Below are 15,799 nucleotides of genomic sequence, written 5' to 3'. Positions count from 1 at the left end.
GACACTCCCGACACGGGCCGAAGAATTATTTCGCGGCGATTTCGTCGAGCGTGGTCCAGAAATCGGTAAATACGGCCGGGGGCGTCGGCGAATCCATGACCCGCTGGGTCAAGAGAATGCCGGTAAGCTGGGTTTTCGGAGCGGAATACCAGGACGTTCCGTAGCCGCCATCCCAGCCGAAACGACCAGGCCTGGCGTTGGGATCGTCGAGCCCGGTGAAGACGGACAGGCCGAATCCCCAGCCGCGGGATCTGCCGAGGAACAGTTGCGACTCGCGCTTCTCGTCGGCGACGATGTGGTTGGTCGTCATCAACGCCACCGATTCTTCCGACAGCACTCGCGTGCCACCGAGGCTGCCGCCGCCCAGCATCATCTGGGCGAAAGCATTGAAATCGTCAGCGGTGGAGACAAGGCCGGCCGCGCCATTTTCGAACACCGGCGGATTTGAAAATCGGCCCGTCACCGGGGGATCGAACACTTTCAACTGCCGTGCCGCTGAATCGTACATATAGGCGGTGGTGAAGCGATGGTGCTTGTCCTTCGGCGCGTAGAACGCCGTGTCTTTCATGCCGAGCGGCGCAAAAATGCGCTCGCTGAGAAATTCGCCGAACGTCTTGCCCGTCAGCCGCGCGATCAGCACGCCGAGAATTTCGCTGCCGGCATTGTAGAGCCAGCGCTCGCCGGGCTGGTAGATCAGCGGCAGGCTGCCGTAGCGGCGCATCAGTTCGTCCGGGGGGAACGATGGAAATACCGGGCCCGGCGCCAGGCCGGCTTCGGCATAGGCCCGCTGAATCGGCAGGCGTTCCGGGAAGACCGGAATGATGCCGTAACCGCAGCGGAACGTGAGCAGATCACGCAGGCTGATCGCGCGGCGCGCCGGCACGGTCTGATGGACCATCATATCCGCTCTGAGCAGCACCTTGCGGTTGGCCAGTTCCGGCAGCCACCGGTCGACCGCATCGTCGAGCCCGATCTTGCCGTCTTCGACCAGCACCATCGCAGCCGCGGCCGTCACGGGCTTGGTCATGGAAGTGATGCGAAAAAGCGAATCCCGCGACATCGACGAGCCTTCGAAGGCAAGCCGCCCGATCGCATCGGCGTGGACTTCACCGTGACGGCTCACAAGCATCACGAGGCCGGGCAGTTCGCCCCGTTCGACGTGATCCGCCATCACGGCGCGGAGGCGATCAAACCCCGCTTTCGAAATCCTGCCCTCACCCGTCATTCCGTCGCTTCCTCTGTTCGGTCATGTTGATGGCAATGGTTTATGACCTTTGCCGGGGCGCAACAAAGCAGAGCTCTGCCTTCCGTGCTAGAGAGAAGGAGAGACAATGCAATGAAAGCCGGAATGGGACAGGCATGACCGCTTCTTCGCACAAAGTCGTCTTGGTGACCGGCGCCGCCCGCGGCATCGGGCTCGCCGTGGCAAAACGCTTTCTCGCCGATGGCTGGCGCGTGGCGCTGCTCGACATCCTGGGCGAGGCGCTGGAAAAAAGCGTCGCGGCGCTGGCCGCGCCCGACGCGACGATCGCCCTCCCGTGCGACGTTTCCGATGCCGAGGCCGTCGCCACCGCATGTGCCGCGATTGACCACCGTTTCGGACGGCTCGACGCGCTCATCAACAACGCCGGCGTTGCGGTATTCGCGCCATTGATGGAAACCTCGGATGCGGATTGGAGCCGTGTGCTCGCCGTCAATCTCACCGGACCGTTTCTGTGCACCAAAACGGTCGTACCGCTGATGCGCCGTCACGCCGGCGGCGCGATCGTCAACATCACCTCGATCTCGGGCCTGCGCGCTTCGACGCTCCGCTCGGCCTATGGCACCAGCAAGGCCGGACTTGCGCATTTGACCAAGCAGCTCGCGGTCGAACTCGCCGAATTCGGCATCCGCGTCAACGGCGTCGCGCCGGGACCGGTCGACACCGCGATGGCGAAGGCCGTTCACAGCGCGGAAATCCGCGCCGACTATCACGACGCGATTCCGCTCAACCGTTACGGCCTCGAGGAGGAATTGGCCGAGGCGGTGCACTTCCTCTGCAGCGACAAGGCCAGCTACATCACCGGCCAAATTCTTGCCGTCGATGGCGGCTTCGATGCGGCAGGCATTGGGCTGCCGACGCTGCGCGGTGCCAGACGAAACGGCTGAGGCCCGCCCGACGAAGGTGCAACGGAACCTTGGCGCAGAGTTTGCAATTACTTGCATATGGACCTGCATGTCCAAAGCGAGGGGAGTTCCTGACATGCGCGCATTTTTCGTCAGCCTTTGCGCGGCTGCACTGATGCTATTGGCGCTCGCCGCGCCGGCACAAGCCGAGGTCCGCATCCTGGCGAGCCCGGGTGGACAGGTCGGCCCCTTTCTCGATCTGTTCGAACGCGTGCGCGATTCCGGTGAACGCGTCGTCATCGATGGCCCCTGTCTCTCCGCCTGCACGCTGGTGCTGAGCATGGTACCGAGTTCGCGCATCTGCGTGACGCGGCGCGCCGTGCTCGGATTCCATGCCGCGCGGTCGATGGACCGGCGCGGCCGGATGTATGCGGAGCCTGAAGCCTCCGCGCTGGTGCTGCAGGCCTATCCGACCGGCGTGCGCGACTGGATCGTCCACCGCGGCGGCTTGACCTCGCGGCTCTTATTGCTCCGCGGCCGCGAACTCGCCGCGCTTTATCCAAGATGCCGCTGATCGACCGCGCGAGGGTCCTACATCCCATGCAGCGGCGAATTCACCATCCACGGGATGCCGAACCGGTCGATGCACATGCCAAAGCCCTTGGACCAGAACGTCTTGCCGAACGGCATCTCGAGTTTGCCGCCTTCGGCCAATGCGTTGAACTTGCGTTCGGCTTCGGCCGGGTCGGCTATCGTCAGCGAGACCGAAAACCCCTGCGGCTTCTGAGAATGCTCGGGCGGCGAGTCTGACGCCATCAGGACCGAGCCCCCGATCGACATCCGTGCATGCATGATCAGCTTCTCGCGGCCCGGTCCCGGCTTCATGTCCGCCGGTCCTTCGTCCGCACGCATCATCATCTCGATCTTGCCGCCCAGCACTTGTTCGTAGAACTTGAAGGCAGCCTCGCAATTGTCGTTGTAGAACAGATAGGGATTGAGCATCGCTTCCTCCTTACTGGCGAAAGTTCGGTCAGCTTTCGCTGAGCGTCTTCAGACTGGCCAGACCGGCTTCAAAGTCCTTGCCGATCATCTTGTCGAAATCCATGAACACCTGCATCACCTTGGACATGAACGACGAGGGGCCCCGCATCACCCAGACGACGTTGGTTGCGCTGGCGCCCGCTTCCGGCACGAACGTGAACTCGGCCGTGTTGTGCGCTTCGAACGGCTTGAAGAAGTCGAGTTTGATCGTGATTTTTGACGGCGATGAGGCGTCGAGAATCTCCATACGGCCGGAACCGATGTTTTTGTTCCCGTCCCACGCATAGATCGCGCCCGTGCCGCTTGCAGCTCCGCCGTAGCTGCGCTTTAGCGCCGGGTCCCTCTTCTCCCAGGGCGACCATTTCGTCCACTGGCGAAAGTCATTGACCAGCGGAAATATCCTGTCCGCCGGTGCGCGGATCACCGCCGATCTCTGGATGCTGAAAGTCGCGGGCTTGGTCGAAGCGAGGATCAGGACGATCGCAATCGCGATCGCCAGGATAACGGCAATGATGGCAATGACCTCGAGCATGGAATATTCCCCTTTTCAGTGACAATGAATCAACGAGCGAACGGCAACAGCGAGCGCAGCCGCTGGTCGCGCAACCACAAGCCGCCCCACACCATCACGCCGAGATAGAACCCGAAGAGAATGTGGGTGAACAACGGGCTTCCGATTCTCACATGCGAAGCCATGGCGCCGCCGAGATAGCCGGTCATCAGGATCGCTCCGACGAACGAGGTCGGCGGGAAAGCGTAAAGCGCCGTGCACACCAGACTGATCGCGCCGAGGCTCCGTGCCAGGCTTTCGCTCGAACCATAGCCCATCCTGTCCATCGTCTCCGTGACAATCGGCCACGGCACGAGCTTGATCGCCCCATCCAGCAGCATGAACAGTATGACGACGCCGCTTGTCGCACGGCCCAGCCAGATTGCCGGCCGCGACACCGCGGTCTCGGACATGGCCTTCCCGGTGTAGTTGACATCCTGCGTCTTCATGGTCGCGTCCCCTCTCGCGCATCTCATGACCTCAAGACGAACGGAGGAACGATCGGCCGACAGGGCCGACAAATTATTTTCTGCTTTTTTGTCGCGCTTGGCTGTCGCGGATCAGCCGGTCGAGGTGCATGCGGATGTGGGCGGCTTCTGCAGAGGTATTGGCAAGCGCAATGGCGCGATCGAACGCGACTCGCGCTTCGTCGTTGCGGCCGAGTTGCATCAGGAAGGCGCCACGCACGCCGAAATAATGAAAATAGTTCGAGAGTCGCTCGCCGAGCGGCTCGATCATTTGCAGGGCGGCTTCCGGCCCCCGCACCTTGGAAGCCGCCACCGCACGGTTGAGCGTGACGACAGGCGACGGCTGCATGATCTCAAGCGTGCCGTAGAGCAGATCGATCTGCGCCCAGTCGGTGTCTTCTGACTTTTTGGCGTGCGAATGCAGCGCCGCGATCGCCGCCTGCACCTGATACGGCCCCGCGCGGCGGTGGCGCATCGCCTTGTCGATCAGCGCCTGACCCTCGTTGATCAGTTTCTCGTTCCATAACGTGCGGTCCTGATCCTCAAGCAAGATCAGTTCGCCGTTGCTATCGAACCGCGCCGCGGAGCGGGAATGCTGCAACAACAACAATGCAGTCAATCCCATGATCTCCGGCTCGCTCTGGAACAGGCGAAGCAACAGCCGCGCCAGCCGGATCGCTTCTTCACAGAGCGGTTTGCGGATTTCGGAGGTCTCGCCGTTCGCCGAATAACCTTCATTGAAGATCAGGTAGATCATGGCCGCGACCGCGGCGAGGCGCTCGCTCCGTTCGACGGCCCCGGGCGTCTCAAAGGGCACGCCGGCATTGGCGACCTTGGCCTTGGCGCGAGTGATGCGCTGCTCCATCGCCGATTCCGAGACCACGAAGGCGCGCGCAATCTGCTTCACCGATAGGCCGGAGACGATGCGAAGCGCGAGCGCGATCTGCTGCGTCGCCGGCAAATCGGGATGGCAGCAGATGAACAGCAGGCGCAGGATATCGTCGCGATAGTGCGAGCCGTCGAGCCGTTCGGCAATCTCCTCCTCGGCATCGTCAAGATCGGAGATGGCCGTATCGTCGGGCAGCGCTTGCTGTTTATGCGACCGCCGCACCTCGTCGATAGCGGCGTTGCGGCCGACCATGATCAACCATGCCGCCGGATCGCGCGGCGGACCGTTTTGCGGCCAGCTTTTCAGGGCGCGCAGGCAGGCGTTCTGGTAGGCTTCTTCGGCCGTGTCCAGATTGCGAAAATAGCGCAGCAGCGCGCCGACGGCCTGGGGACGCGCCGAAGTCAGGGTCGCATCGATCCAGGAGGTATCCGTCATTTCGCGCCTGCTCCGGGCTCGTAAAATCCGACGGGGCGAATTTCATAGGCGCCACCCGGATTGGCGGCGCCGAGATCGCGTGCGACATCGACGGCCGCATCGAGATTTTCGCAATCGACGATGTAGAAGCCGAGCAGTTGCTCCTTGGTCTCGGCATAGGGGCCGTCGAGCACCAGCGGCGGATCGTCCTTGCGCAGCGTCGTTGCGGCCGTGGTCGGCAGCAGCCGCGCGACCGGACCGAGCCGGCCCTCTTTTTTCAGCTTGTCCTGAACAACCATGAGCTTCGACATGACGTTCGCATCATGTTCGCGGGTCCAGGAGCCGACGAAATCCTCGTCGTGATAGCAAAGTATGGCATACAGCATGGGTTAAAGGCTCCTTTGTCACCAAGGACGCACGGGGTATCCCCGCTCCGACACTGCTTACGGAAAAAATTTTGCACTGGAAACAGGCCCGGGTATGGTCCGGGCCCAGGTTCCGAGAGGTTCAAACACGATGAAAAAGGGCTCGCTGGCGCTGCTGATCCACGGCGGCACCGATAACTGGTCGCCGGAGCGCTGGAAGCGGCGGTTTGACGAGGTCTGTGCCGACCGCCCTGTCTGGCCGGCGAGCGAAAAAGCCGGCGATCCCGCCGACGTGCACTACGCCGCGGTCTGGAAACCCGCGCCGGGCGAATTGGCCGGCTTTCCGAACCTGAAAGTCATCTTCAATCTCGGAGCCGGGGTCGATGCGTTGATGGCCGACAAGACCCTGCCGAAGGTGCCGCTGGTCCGCGTCTCGGTCGGCGATCTCACCAGCCGAATGACGGAATACGTCACGCTGCACGTGCTGATGCATCACCGCCAGGAGCTTTACTTGCGCGACAGCCAGCGGCAGAAGCGCTGGGCGCCCAAGCACCAATGGGCGGCCGGCGCGCTGACGGTCGGGATCATGGGCCTCGGCACACTCGGATTGGACGCAGCCGAAGTCTTGGTACGGCTTGGCTTTCAGGTCGTCGGCTGGAGCAATAGCCCGAAGTCCATCAAGGGTGTTGAATGCTTCCACGGCAACACTCAGCTCGATGCATTCCTGCACCGCACCGATATTCTCGTCAGCCTGCTGCCGCTCACGCCTGACACGCGCGGCATTCTCAACCGCGAGCTCTTTTCCAAGCTGAACCGGTCAAGCCCGATGGGCGCGCCAGTGATCATCAATGCCGGCCGTGGCGGCTTGCAGAATGAGGCCGACATTCTGGCCTGTCTTGATGACGGCACGCTGGGCGCGGTTTCGCTCGACGTCTATCACGTCGAGCCGCTGCCGTCTGATAGTCCGTTCTGGACCCATCCGAAGGTCGTGCTGACGCCGCACAACGCCGCCGATACCGACGCCGATGAGATCTCGAAATATGTCGCGCGTCAGATCGCGCGATTTGAAAGCGGCCAGCCGCTGCAAAATCTTGTCGATCCCGGACGGGGATATTGATTCTGTTGACCGTCTCCGCACAGACGGGGACGGCTGATCAATTCGCCACCGGCCCGCACAACACGCCGATCGCGCCGCTGACGATCGCCTCCAGTTCCTTGCGGGGCACCCGCGCCCGCGACCGGATGGCGATGGTATGGATCGTGGCCGACGCCAGCTGCGCCAGCGCAAGCGGATCGGCGGACGCCGGCAACTCTCCTTTTTCCCTCGCACGGCGAAAGCATGAGGCGAACGCCTTGTCGAGTTCGCCAAAACCGTCGAGCACCATCGCGCGGATCTCGGGATCGGCCACGGCTTCAGACGCTGCCGTCATCACCGTGAAACAGCCCCGCGGCTCCGAGGCATCGGCAAGATAAATGTCGAGAGCCGCCGCATAGATCCGCTTGAGCCGCTCGCGGATCGGAACTTCGCCCCTGAAAAGCTCGATCATCGACGCGCGCGCATCAGCGCGATAGCGTTCATAGCTCTTGATATAGAGCTCGCGCTTGTCGCCGAACGCCGCGTAAAGGCTCGGCCGATTCATGCCGGTCGCCGCGCTGAGTTCGTCGAGCGAGGTCGCCGCGAAACCGTCCTTCCGAAACAGATCGAGCGCCTTGCCGAGCGCGACGTCAGGCTCGTAAGAGCGCGGCCGGCCGCGGCGCTTCGGCGCTTCGGATTTGATTTCCGGGGACTTTTTCTCTTTTTGTACCATTTCGCAAAATATTCCTTGACCGCCCCTATATTATGCGAAATAGTACAAAAAACAACCTGACCCCGAATTTCTTCGCAAGCCAAACCCGGGAGGATCCATGGACCTTTATTTCTCTCCGCTTGCCTGCTCGCTCGCCACCCGCATCGCGTTCTACGAAGCAGGCTATGAAGCGACCTATCTCGAGGTCGATCCGAAGACCAAGGTGGTGCAGAACGACGGCTCGGATTTTCGCACTATCAATCCGCTCGGGCTGGTGCCGACCTTGCGCACCGATGACGGGCAAGTGCTGACCGAGAACGCGGCGATCCTGCAATACGTTGCCGATCGCCTGCCGCAGGCCAATCTCGGAACATCTCCCGGCATGGACCGGAGCCGGCTGCATCAATGGCTCTGTTTCATCGGCACCGAGCTACACAAGGGATTGTTCGTACCGCTGCTGGACAAGAAGGCCGCGACAGAAATCAAGACCTACACCCTCGGCAAGGGCCTCTCGCGGCTCGACCATCTCGAAAACTACTTGAAGGGACGCGAATTCCTGCTCGATCACTTCACCGTCGCGGACGCCTATCTCGTCACCGTTATCAATTGGACGATGGCAACTCCGCCGATCGAGCTGGCAAAATGGCCGGCCGTGAAGGCCTATTACGAACGGCTGCGCGCCCGGCCCAGCATCGCGAAGGCGATCGCGGAAGAGTTCGAGCTCTACAAGGCCGAGATCGCCCGTCACAAGGCCGCGGCGTAAGAAAAATCCGTCCGTCGTCCCGGCCGACGCCGGGACGACGTGAAAGCTAGAACGGACTGTCGCCGAGGCCCGGCACGTCGGCCGGCCGCGGTCCCGGCGCGGGCCAATGGAAGCGGCGATCCTTTTCGGCAATCGCAATATCGTTGATCGAGGCCTCGCGCCGGCGCATCAGTCCGTGCTCGTCGAATTCCCACTGCTCGTTGCCGTAAGAGCGGTACCACTGGCCGTTCGAATCGTGCCACTCATATTGAAAGCGCACAGCGATGCGATTGTTGTCGAACGCCCAGAGATCCTTGATCAGGCGATAATCGAGTTCTTTCGCCCATTTGCGCGTGAGAAACGCCACGATCGCGGCGCGCCCCTCGAACACTTCCGAACGGTTGCGCCAACGGCTGTCCTCGGTATAGGCCAGTGATACGCGTTCGGGATCGCGTGAATTCCAGGCGTCTTCCGCCATGCGCGCTTTCTGCGCGGCGGTTTCGCGGGTAAACGGCGGCAGCGGCGGACGCGACATCTTGACCTCCCGGCATTTTGAACGACGGGAACACTAGCGCTTGGATCGACGGAGTCGATGGCGGTGTTTCTATCGACCGATTGCGAGAGCCAATCGATGATGGCTCAGCTAGTCGAGATCAGCCTTCATCAACATGCGAATAGACCTTGGTATCGGCTGCGCCCTGCCCTCGCTGATGAAAGCGACCCGCACCTCGGCGGTGACCAGCACGTCGGTGCCGCGCCGAACTTCCTGCGCCAGCGTGATCGAGGCACCTTTCACCGCGACAGGCCAGGTGATGACGTCAAGCACGTCATCCATGCGCGCCGGCTTCAAGAAATCGAGTTTCATCGAACGGACCACGAACGCAAAGCCCGGCGTCTCGGTCTCCACTTCGGTAAACAGCGCGTGCTGCTCGGCCCCGAGTAGTCGCAGATGGTTGGTACGGCCGCGCTCCATAAAGCGCAGGTAGTTGGCGTGATAGACAATGCCGGAGAAGTCCGTGTCTTCGTAATAGACGCGGATCTGCATGTGATGGCGACCGTCACGGATTTCGCCGTCGAGAATAGGTTGTGTCACGTGCGACCTCGATCGCCGTCTTGTTCGGATAATCGTTTTGCGAGAAATCGTCGCGCCGCGCAAGCGCGGGGCTCGCACTACGACACGATGAGACCGGGCTTGCCGAGTGTGACCTGCACGATTTCCGGCGGAACGCCGAGCCGGAACGGCAGAATGCTGCAGCCGAGTCCGCCGGAGACGATGATGTCGCAATTCATGCGGATGTGGCCGTAGGCGAGGCGCTGGCCTGAGGGCGAAGCCGGCGCCCAGCCCATCACCCGGATCTGACCGCCATGGGTGTGGCCCGACAGTTGAAGCGCGACCCGCGACGGCACGCGGTGCGCGACGTCAGGCTCATGTGCGAGCAGGATGACGGGCGCATCGTCGGTCACCTTGTTGAGGGTCGCACTGAGATCGTCGACGCCAATTCGTTTGATCGGACGGAATCGACGCGCCGGCGCGTAAGCCAGTTGATCGCCGAGCCCCGCGAGCCAGAACGGCCGGCCCGCTTTACTCAGACGCTGAACGTCGTTTTCATAGACCGGGATGCCGGCGGCCTCTAGCGCGCGGCGCGCGACCGTCGTGCCCTGCCCGCTGTGCTGCACCGTTCGATCGTCCCAGTAATCGTGGTTGCCGAGGACGGCGTGCACGCCAAGCGGCGCCTTGAGACCGGCGAGCGCCGATGCCCATTCGCCGGCCGGAATAAACCGGGTCACATGCCGGTGCCCGGCGACATAGTCGCCGAGCAGAACGATGAGGTCAGCGCCAAGCGCATTGGTGTGTTGAACGATTTCCTCGATGCGCTCGAGCGACATCCAGGGATCGCAGGCGTGAACGTCGGCGACGACCGCGATCTTGAGATTGAGATCCGCCGGCCACTGCGGCGGCAAAACCTGATAGCGCGTGACCTGAAGCTGAAGCTCCGGTTCGCTGAACCCGTAGGCAACGGTCGAGACCCCGGCAACGCCGAGGCCGGAAAACGTACGCAGGAAATGACGACGCGAGATCATGGGAAACGATCGTGATGCACTTTCCTCTATGATCAGGAAATACAGCGGAATTGGGAAGCCGCTCTGCAGATACCGCGCAGTAACCTTACTGTCATCACGCCGCAGCGCTAGGCTTGTACGGCGAGCGGCAGCACATGATCGCGCGTCAGCGGCGCCAGAAGAATATCGGGCGGTGACGCCGGATCGATCCAGATCGCTTCGTCGATTTCCCGGCTCGGCGCGATCGCACCCATCACATCGACGTGATAGAGACTGGCCGCCACCCGAAAGCCGGGCTCGTTTGCCGCGACCGCATCAAACGCCCCGAGCGGCCGGACCGACGCCGCAACGACGGTGCAGCCGAGTTCTTCCGCAATTTCGCGAGACAGCGCGGCGATGTCATCTTCACCGGAATCCAGCTTGCCGCCCGGCTGCATGAAGGCCTTCGTGCCGCGCTTGCGTACCAACAGCACGCGCCCGACCTCGTCGCGGATCAACGCTGCGACCACCCTGATCGTGCGAGAGGCCATCATTCGTCCTCATCGCCGTTGCCGAACAATCCGAACTGCGCCGGATCGCGCGCAGGCTCAGCCAGGCCAAGATGGCGGAAGGCGTGCGAGGTCAACAACCGCCCGCGCGGGGTGCGTTGCAGGTAGCCACACTGGATCAGATAAGGCTCGATGATGTCTTCGATCGCATCGCGCGGTTCGGACAGGGCCGCAGCGAGCGTCTCCACACCCACCGGACCGCCGCCATAGTTCAGCGCGATCGTCGTAAGATAACGCCGGTCCATCGCATCGAGGCCGGCGGCATCGACTTCAAGTGCACTCAACGCGTTGTCGGCGATCTTGCGATCAATCGAATCCGCATCCGCCGCGGACGCAAAGTCGCGCACACGGCGCAGCAGCCGGCCTGCGATGCGCGGTGTACCCCGCGCTCGCCGCGCGATCTCATTGGCGCCGTCGCTGGTCATCCCGATGTTGAGCACGCGGGCGCCGCGGGTAACGATCATTTCCAGCTCGTCTTCGGTGTAGAAGTTCAGCCGCACCGGAATGCCAAAGCGGTCGCGCAGCGGATTGGTCAGGAGGCCCGCACGCGTCGTCGCACCGACAAGCGTGAACTTCGGAAGGCCGATCTTTACCGAGCGCGCCGCCGGCCCCGAGCCGGTCATCAGGTCGAGTTCGAAATCCTCCATCGCCGGATAAAGCACTTCCTCGACCGCGGGACTAAGGCGATGGATCTCGTCGATGAAAAGCACATCGCGCTCTTCGAGATTGGTGAGAAGCCCGGCCAGCTCGCCGGCCTTGGCGATCACAGGCCCGGACGTGGCCCGAAAGCCGACGCCGAGTTCGCGCGCGACGATTTGCGCCAGCGTGGTCTTGCCGAGGCCGGGCGGCCCGACAAACAGCACATGATCGAGCGCCTCGCCTCGCTTGCGCGCAGCCTCGATGAAGATCGAGAGGTTCTTGCGCGCCTGCGCCTGGCCCACGAATTCCGACAGCGATTGCGGCCGCATCGCGGTATCACCGACATCGTCGGCGCGGCGCTCGGGCGTGACGATGCGCGAAGGCGGATTCATTCGTTGCCCCGCCGGTACTTGTTCGGCAACAGCTCGCCGATCTTGACGACTTTCGGCGCGCGTCCGTTATTGGGCACGATGACTTTCGCCTTGGCGTCGTAGTCGTGGATCAGTTCGCGGCAGATGCCGCAGGGCGAGACCACCGCGATCTCGCCGGGCTCGTCCGGCTTCGGATGACGCACGGCCACGATGGTCTCAATGCCCTTATCGCCGGTTTCGGTGATCGCGCGGCCGATCGCGATCGCTTCCGCGCACACCGCGATGCGGCCGATATAGGCGTCGATATTGACGCCGGTGACGATGCGGCCATCGCGGGTGCGCATCGCCGCACCGACTTCCTGCCAGTCGTTACGATAGCGCTCGCTGATCGCCTTGGTGGCGGCCGCGATCAGTTCCTTGTCCTTCTTGCTCAGCATGGTCGACGATGCATTCCTTCGAGGCAGCCGGGGACGCTAGCCTACTTCGCCAATTCCTTCAGGCCCAGCCGGATGAGTTGCGCCGTTTCGGCTTTTTCGCCGGCGCTGCGCGACGCGGCTGCAATCGCCGCTGCCGCCTGCGGTTGGCCGTAGCCGAGATTGACCAGCGCCGAGATCGCATCCGTCACCGGGCGCGGCGCGCGGGATTCGTCGATCGCGCCGGAGAGGCTGACGACGGCCGGATCGACATTGGCGAACGCAGGCGCCTTGTCCTTCAACTCCGTGACAATGCGTTCGGCGACCTTGGGGCCAACGCCCGGCGTGCGGGTCACCGCCGCCTTGTCGCGCACCGCAATCGCGTTCGCCAGATCCGGCGGCGACAGCGTGCCGAGCACCGCGAGGGCGACCTTGGCGCCGACGCCCTGCACCGTCTGCAGCAGTCGGAACCACTCGCGCTCGATGTCGCTCTTGAAACCGAACAGCTTGATCTGATCTTCGCGCACATAGGTTTCGATCGACAGCACCGCCGCCTCGCCGGGAGCGGGCAAGGCTTGCAAGGTGCGCGAGGAGCAATGCACCTGATAGCCGACCCCACCGACGTCGAGGATGACATAATCCTCGCCGTAGGAATCGATCAGGCCCTTGAGCTTGCCGATCATAGACCGACCACCTTGAGCCGCATCGCGGCACTGGTGCGATGATGTGCATGCGTGATCGCAATCGCGAGCGCATCGGCCGCGTCGGGGGATTTCGGCTCGGCCTTGGGCAACAGCACCTTCAGCATCACCATGATCTGGTTCTTGTCGGCGTGGCCGGCGCCGACCACGGTCTTCTTCACCTGGTTGGGCGCGTATTCGGAAACCGAAATCCCGAACATCGCCGGTGCCAACATCGCGACCCCGCGAGCCTGGCCGAGTTTCAGTGTCGCAACGCCATCCTTGTTCACAAAGGTCTGTTCGATGGCGGCCTCAAGCGGGCGAAAATCGCCGAGCACGGCCGCAAGCCCCTCGTAAATCGCGAGCAGACGGCTTGACAGCGGCAAATTGTCCGGCGGCTCGACCGAACCGCAACCGACATAAACCAGACGGTTGCCATCGACCTCAATCACGCCCCAGCCAGTGCGGCGCAGGCCGGGATCGATGCCGAGGATGCGAACGGGGGAGCGAATCGGTTGCGAGGACATGGGCATTTATACCCATGATTCGCATCGAGCGGGGCGGGTTTGACCTGCCGCGAACCGTTATCCGCCCATCCTGGCGACAAGCGCGTCGGAAACCTCGAAGTTGGCATAGACGTTCTGAACGTCGTCATGTTCGTTGAGAAGGTCCATGAGCTTGATCAGCTTCTCACCGGTTTCGTCGTCGACCGCGACCGTATTTTGCGGCTTCCAGATCACCGCCGCCTTGCGCGCCTCGCCGAACTTCGCCTCCAGCGCCTTGGCAACGTCGCGGAAGGTTTCCTGCGAGGCATAAACCTCGTGGCCGCCTTCGCTTGAAACCACGTCGTCGGCGCCGGCGTCGATCGCCGCTTCGAGCATCGCATCGTCGGACGCCACCTTGGCGTCGTATTCGATGATGCCGGTGCGATCGAACATAAAGGACACCGCGCCGGTTTCGCCGAGATTGCCGCCGGATTTGGTGAAATAGGAGCGGATGTCGGAGGCCGCACGGTTGCGGTTATCGGTCAGGACCTCGACGATGACGGCGACGCCGCCCGGGCCATAACCTTCATAGCGGATTTCGTCGTAGTTCTCGCTCTCACCGCCGATCGCCTTCTTGATCGCGCGCTCGATATTGTCCTTCGGCATGTTCTCTTGCCGCGCGGCGATGACGGCGGCCCGCAGCCGCGGGTTCATCGCCGGGTCAGGCGTTCCAAGCTTGGCCGCGACCGTGATTTCCCGCGCCAGCTTGCCGAACAACTTCGACTTCTGGGCATCCTGGCGCCCCTTGCGGTGCATGATGTTCTTGAATTGGGAATGTCCGGCCATGCCTGATCTTTCGGAAGTCGAAAAGCGATGATTGGGGTGGAAAGCGCGGCCTTATAGGCCTCTCGCGTGCTGGAATCCAATATTTAGCTGCTGCGTAGGTACAAAGGTAGGGAAAGCTGCCGAAAAATCAGGCATTTGTTAACCATCATTTCACGGCGCCGTGAAACGATGGGGCGATACCCGATCTTCGAGAAATCTTATGGCCATTGGATTGTTCCGGAAAGCTGCGCCTCCGCCACCCCCGACGGCTGCCGATTCCCAGCCGAAGCCGCTTCAGGCGACGGAGGCTGCGGACAATTTCGAGGCCGAATCGACCAAGGCCATCCTCGAGCTGCTCGAAATCGAGCTTGGCGGGATGATTCGCCAGCTTGAGCGCGCCGCCAGTTCGGTCGCTGACGGTGCGGAGGGGACGGCCACCACGCTCGCCACGGTGCGCCAGCGCACCGATGCCCTGAGTGTCCGCGCGAGCGAGGCCCAGAGCACGGCAACGATCTTTTCGCAGGCCGCCGACAAATTTTCCGATTCCGCCGAAGGCATCGGCTCGCAGGTGCGCGATGCCGGCAAGCTTGCCGACGAGGCGAGCGCCGCCGCCCATGATGCAAGCCTCAACGTCGACCGGCTGAAGGAGTCGTCCGCCGCAATCGGCAACGTCGTCAACCTGATCGCGCAGATCGCGCGGCAAACGACGCTGTTGGCGCTCAACTCCACGATCGAGGCCGCCCGCGCCGGCGCGGCGGGACGCGGCTTTGCGGTGGTCGCCTCGGAGGTCAAGGCGCTCGCGGTGCAAACCCAGGACGCCACCGAGGAGATCAAGAAAAAGATCGACGCGCTGCAACGCGACGCTGCCGGATCGGTCGAAGCCGTGCACCGGATCTCGCAGGCGATCCAGGCGATCCGCCCGGTATTCGAAAACGTCAACGGTGCGGTGGCCCAGCAGAATCAGACCACCAGCGAAATGACCGAGAACGTCGCGACGGCCTCCAACTTCATCGCCTCCGTCGGCGACAGCGCCTCCGAGATCGACCACGCCGTCAAGGAGGCCGAAGCGCATCGCGAGCACGTCGCCAGCGCCGGCAAGGCCGTCACCATCTTCGCGCAGAAGCTCAAGACCAGATGCGCTGTGCTGCTTGGCCACGACCTGCGCGCCGACCGCAGGAAGGCCGAGAGGTTGCCGTGCAACCTGAAGATCGAAATCGAAACTGCGCAGGGCCGCGTCACGGCGCAAGTCTACGAGATTTCGGCCGAGAATATCCTGATCGGCGGCGCCGAGGCGGCCAGGGTGCCAACCGGGCAGACGCTCAGCGCGACGCTGGAAGGCATCGGCGCCTGCAAGATCCGCAGCGGCGAGCGCTCGAGCGCCGGCGTCCAGGCGGGCTTCATCACCAACGATGCGGC

Annotated in this window: 21 protein-coding genes; 5 read left to right on the top strand and 16 right to left on the bottom strand. The window is 62.9% G+C overall.

Features of this window, described 5'->3' with window-relative positions; translation table 11 throughout:
- Nucleotides 1-25: 25 nt before the first annotated feature.
- On the bottom strand, nt 26-1,225 hold the full coding sequence (locus tag VFL62_RS04600; protein ID WP_325171192.1) for a serine hydrolase domain-containing protein: 1,200 nt from the start codon (nt 1,223-1,225) through the stop codon (nt 26-28).
- A 134-nt stretch (nt 1,226-1,359) separates the two neighbouring features.
- Between VFL62_RS04600 and VFL62_RS04595 the strand changes: the two genes are divergently transcribed.
- Nucleotides 1,360-2,148, top strand: a complete 789-nt coding sequence (locus VFL62_RS04595; RefSeq protein WP_325171191.1) for an SDR family oxidoreductase — start codon at nt 1,360-1,362, stop codon at nt 2,146-2,148.
- A 94-nt stretch (nt 2,149-2,242) separates the two neighbouring features.
- A complete protein-coding gene (locus VFL62_RS04590; protein WP_325171190.1) occupies nt 2,243-2,680 on the top strand; it encodes a hypothetical protein in 438 nt (145 codons plus the stop codon).
- A 17-nt stretch (nt 2,681-2,697) separates the two neighbouring features.
- Here VFL62_RS04590 and VFL62_RS04585 read toward each other — a convergent pair whose 3' ends face one another.
- From VFL62_RS04585 to VFL62_RS04565, 5 genes are all read right to left on the bottom strand, one after another.
- A complete protein-coding gene (locus tag VFL62_RS04585; protein WP_325171189.1) occupies nt 2,698-3,108 on the bottom strand; it encodes a VOC family protein in 411 nt (136 codons plus the stop codon).
- 28 nt (nt 3,109-3,136) lie between these two features.
- Nucleotides 3,137-3,679, bottom strand: coding sequence for an SRPBCC family protein (locus tag VFL62_RS04580; protein WP_325171188.1), 543 nt, complete (start codon nt 3,677-3,679; stop codon nt 3,137-3,139).
- A gap of 29 nt (nt 3,680-3,708) precedes the next feature.
- Entirely contained in the window at nt 3,709-4,080 is a 372-nt protein-coding gene (locus VFL62_RS04575) for a DoxX family protein (protein ID WP_325171206.1), read from the bottom strand.
- A 139-nt stretch (nt 4,081-4,219) separates the two neighbouring features.
- On the bottom strand, nt 4,220-5,488 hold the full coding sequence (locus VFL62_RS04570) for an RNA polymerase sigma factor (protein ID WP_325171187.1): 1,269 nt from the start codon (nt 5,486-5,488) through the stop codon (nt 4,220-4,222).
- Nucleotides 5,485-5,853, bottom strand: coding sequence for a YciI family protein (locus VFL62_RS04565; protein WP_325171186.1), 369 nt, complete (start codon nt 5,851-5,853; stop codon nt 5,485-5,487). The genes VFL62_RS04570 and VFL62_RS04565 overlap by 4 nt, the downstream gene beginning before the upstream one ends.
- Before the next feature lie 130 nt (nt 5,854-5,983).
- Between VFL62_RS04565 and VFL62_RS04560 the strand changes: the two genes are divergently transcribed.
- The gene (locus VFL62_RS04560) at nt 5,984-6,949 is read left to right on the top strand and encodes a glyoxylate/hydroxypyruvate reductase A (RefSeq protein ID WP_325171185.1); all 966 of its coding nucleotides are present in this window, start codon (nt 5,984-5,986) and stop codon (nt 6,947-6,949) included.
- Nucleotides 6,950-6,986: 37 nt separating this feature from the next.
- Here VFL62_RS04560 and VFL62_RS04555 read toward each other — a convergent pair whose 3' ends face one another.
- The gene (locus VFL62_RS04555; protein WP_325171184.1) at nt 6,987-7,640 is read right to left on the bottom strand and encodes a TetR/AcrR family transcriptional regulator; all 654 of its coding nucleotides are present in this window, start codon (nt 7,638-7,640) and stop codon (nt 6,987-6,989) included.
- 97 nt (nt 7,641-7,737) lie between these two features.
- On the opposite strand from VFL62_RS04555, the gene VFL62_RS04550 reads away from it, so the two are divergent.
- A complete protein-coding gene (locus VFL62_RS04550; protein ID WP_325171183.1) occupies nt 7,738-8,382 on the top strand; it encodes a glutathione binding-like protein in 645 nt (214 codons plus the stop codon).
- Between the two features lie 46 nt (nt 8,383-8,428).
- Here the strand turns inward: VFL62_RS04550 and VFL62_RS04545 are convergent, their stop codons facing one another.
- From VFL62_RS04545 to VFL62_RS04505, 9 genes are all read right to left on the bottom strand, one after another.
- Complete coding sequence (locus VFL62_RS04545; protein ID WP_325171182.1) at nt 8,429-8,896, bottom strand: nuclear transport factor 2 family protein; 468 nt, start codon at nt 8,894-8,896, stop codon at nt 8,429-8,431.
- Between the two features lie 108 nt (nt 8,897-9,004).
- On the bottom strand, nt 9,005-9,454 hold the full coding sequence (gene ybgC / locus VFL62_RS04540; protein ID WP_325171181.1) for a tol-pal system-associated acyl-CoA thioesterase: 450 nt from the start codon (nt 9,452-9,454) through the stop codon (nt 9,005-9,007).
- Between the two features lie 77 nt (nt 9,455-9,531).
- On the bottom strand, nt 9,532-10,443 hold the full coding sequence (locus VFL62_RS04535; protein ID WP_325171180.1) for a metallophosphoesterase: 912 nt from the start codon (nt 10,441-10,443) through the stop codon (nt 9,532-9,534).
- A gap of 107 nt (nt 10,444-10,550) precedes the next feature.
- Nucleotides 10,551-10,952, bottom strand: a complete 402-nt coding sequence (locus tag VFL62_RS04530; RefSeq protein ID WP_325171179.1) for an NUDIX domain-containing protein — start codon at nt 10,950-10,952, stop codon at nt 10,551-10,553.
- Nucleotides 10,952-12,001 carry a Holliday junction branch migration DNA helicase RuvB gene (gene ruvB / locus VFL62_RS04525; protein WP_325171178.1) on the bottom strand — a complete coding sequence of 350 codons (1,050 nt, stop codon included), beginning with the start codon at nt 11,999-12,001 and terminating at the stop codon, nt 10,952-10,954. Before ruvB ends, VFL62_RS04530 begins: the two co-directional genes overlap by 1 nt.
- On the bottom strand, nt 11,998-12,417 hold the full coding sequence (locus tag VFL62_RS04520) for a cytidine deaminase (protein WP_325171177.1): 420 nt from the start codon (nt 12,415-12,417) through the stop codon (nt 11,998-12,000). The genes ruvB and VFL62_RS04520 overlap by 4 nt, the downstream gene beginning before the upstream one ends.
- 41 nt (nt 12,418-12,458) lie before the next feature.
- Entirely contained in the window at nt 12,459-13,076 is a 618-nt protein-coding gene (gene ruvA / locus VFL62_RS04515) for a Holliday junction branch migration protein RuvA (RefSeq protein WP_325171176.1), read from the bottom strand.
- The gene (gene ruvC, locus VFL62_RS04510) at nt 13,073-13,600 is read right to left on the bottom strand and encodes a crossover junction endodeoxyribonuclease RuvC (protein ID WP_325171175.1); all 528 of its coding nucleotides are present in this window, start codon (nt 13,598-13,600) and stop codon (nt 13,073-13,075) included. The genes ruvA and ruvC overlap by 4 nt, the downstream gene beginning before the upstream one ends.
- Nucleotides 13,601-13,657: 57 nt before the next feature.
- Entirely contained in the window at nt 13,658-14,404 is a 747-nt protein-coding gene (locus VFL62_RS04505) for a YebC/PmpR family DNA-binding transcriptional regulator (RefSeq protein WP_325171174.1), read from the bottom strand.
- A gap of 199 nt (nt 14,405-14,603) precedes the next feature.
- Between VFL62_RS04505 and VFL62_RS04500 the strand changes: the two genes are divergently transcribed.
- Nucleotides 14,604-15,799, top strand: a 1,196-nt coding sequence (locus VFL62_RS04500; RefSeq protein WP_325171173.1) for a methyl-accepting chemotaxis protein, incomplete at its 3' end; no start/stop codon positions are given.

Origin of the sequence: Bradyrhizobium sp. (genome assembly GCF_035701725.1) — a bacterium.
In the GTDB taxonomy this organism is placed as follows: domain Bacteria; phylum Pseudomonadota; class Alphaproteobacteria; order Rhizobiales; family Xanthobacteraceae; genus Bradyrhizobium.
The sequence above is the reverse complement of the archived record's forward strand: the minus strand, read 5'-3'. Positions and strand labels throughout refer to the sequence as shown.

What these genes read in the sequence shown, in the direction of transcription:
- VFL62_RS04590 (WP_325171190.1), top strand. Translation starts at nt 2,243, where the DNA reads ATGCGCGCATTTTTCGTCAGCCTTTGCGCGGCTGCACTGATGCTATTG.
- VFL62_RS04530 (WP_325171179.1), bottom strand. Translation starts at nt 10,952, where the DNA reads ATGGCCTCTCGCACGATCAGGGTGGTCGCAGCGTTGATCCGCGACGAG.
- VFL62_RS04595 (WP_325171191.1), top strand. Translation starts at nt 1,360, where the DNA reads ATGACCGCTTCTTCGCACAAAGTCGTCTTGGTGACCGGCGCCGCCCGC.
- ruvC (WP_325171175.1), bottom strand. Translation starts at nt 13,600, where the DNA reads ATGTCCTCGCAACCGATTCGCTCCCCCGTTCGCATCCTCGGCATCGAT.
- VFL62_RS04505 (WP_325171174.1), bottom strand. Translation starts at nt 14,404, where the DNA reads ATGGCCGGACATTCCCAATTCAAGAACATCATGCACCGCAAGGGGCGC.
- ruvB (WP_325171178.1), bottom strand. Translation starts at nt 12,001, where the DNA reads ATGAATCCGCCTTCGCGCATCGTCACGCCCGAGCGCCGCGCCGACGAT.
- VFL62_RS04560 (WP_325171185.1), top strand. Translation starts at nt 5,984, where the DNA reads ATGAAAAAGGGCTCGCTGGCGCTGCTGATCCACGGCGGCACCGATAAC.
- VFL62_RS04520 (WP_325171177.1), bottom strand. Translation starts at nt 12,417, where the DNA reads ATGCTGAGCAAGAAGGACAAGGAACTGATCGCGGCCGCCACCAAGGCG.
- VFL62_RS04585 (WP_325171189.1), bottom strand. Translation starts at nt 3,108, where the DNA reads ATGCTCAATCCCTATCTGTTCTACAACGACAATTGCGAGGCTGCCTTC.
- VFL62_RS04545 (WP_325171182.1), bottom strand. Translation starts at nt 8,896, where the DNA reads ATGTCGCGTCCGCCGCTGCCGCCGTTTACCCGCGAAACCGCCGCGCAG.
- VFL62_RS04600 (WP_325171192.1), bottom strand. Translation starts at nt 1,225, where the DNA reads ATGACGGGTGAGGGCAGGATTTCGAAAGCGGGGTTTGATCGCCTCCGC.
- VFL62_RS04550 (WP_325171183.1), top strand. Translation starts at nt 7,738, where the DNA reads ATGGACCTTTATTTCTCTCCGCTTGCCTGCTCGCTCGCCACCCGCATC.
- VFL62_RS04580 (WP_325171188.1), bottom strand. Translation starts at nt 3,679, where the DNA reads ATGCTCGAGGTCATTGCCATCATTGCCGTTATCCTGGCGATCGCGATT.
- ruvA (WP_325171176.1), bottom strand. Translation starts at nt 13,076, where the DNA reads ATGATCGGCAAGCTCAAGGGCCTGATCGATTCCTACGGCGAGGATTAT.
- VFL62_RS04535 (WP_325171180.1), bottom strand. Translation starts at nt 10,443, where the DNA reads ATGATCTCGCGTCGTCATTTCCTGCGTACGTTTTCCGGCCTCGGCGTT.
- VFL62_RS04555 (WP_325171184.1), bottom strand. Translation starts at nt 7,640, where the DNA reads ATGGTACAAAAAGAGAAAAAGTCCCCGGAAATCAAATCCGAAGCGCCG.
- VFL62_RS04570 (WP_325171187.1), bottom strand. Translation starts at nt 5,488, where the DNA reads ATGACGGATACCTCCTGGATCGATGCGACCCTGACTTCGGCGCGTCCC.
- VFL62_RS04565 (WP_325171186.1), bottom strand. Translation starts at nt 5,853, where the DNA reads ATGCTGTATGCCATACTTTGCTATCACGACGAGGATTTCGTCGGCTCC.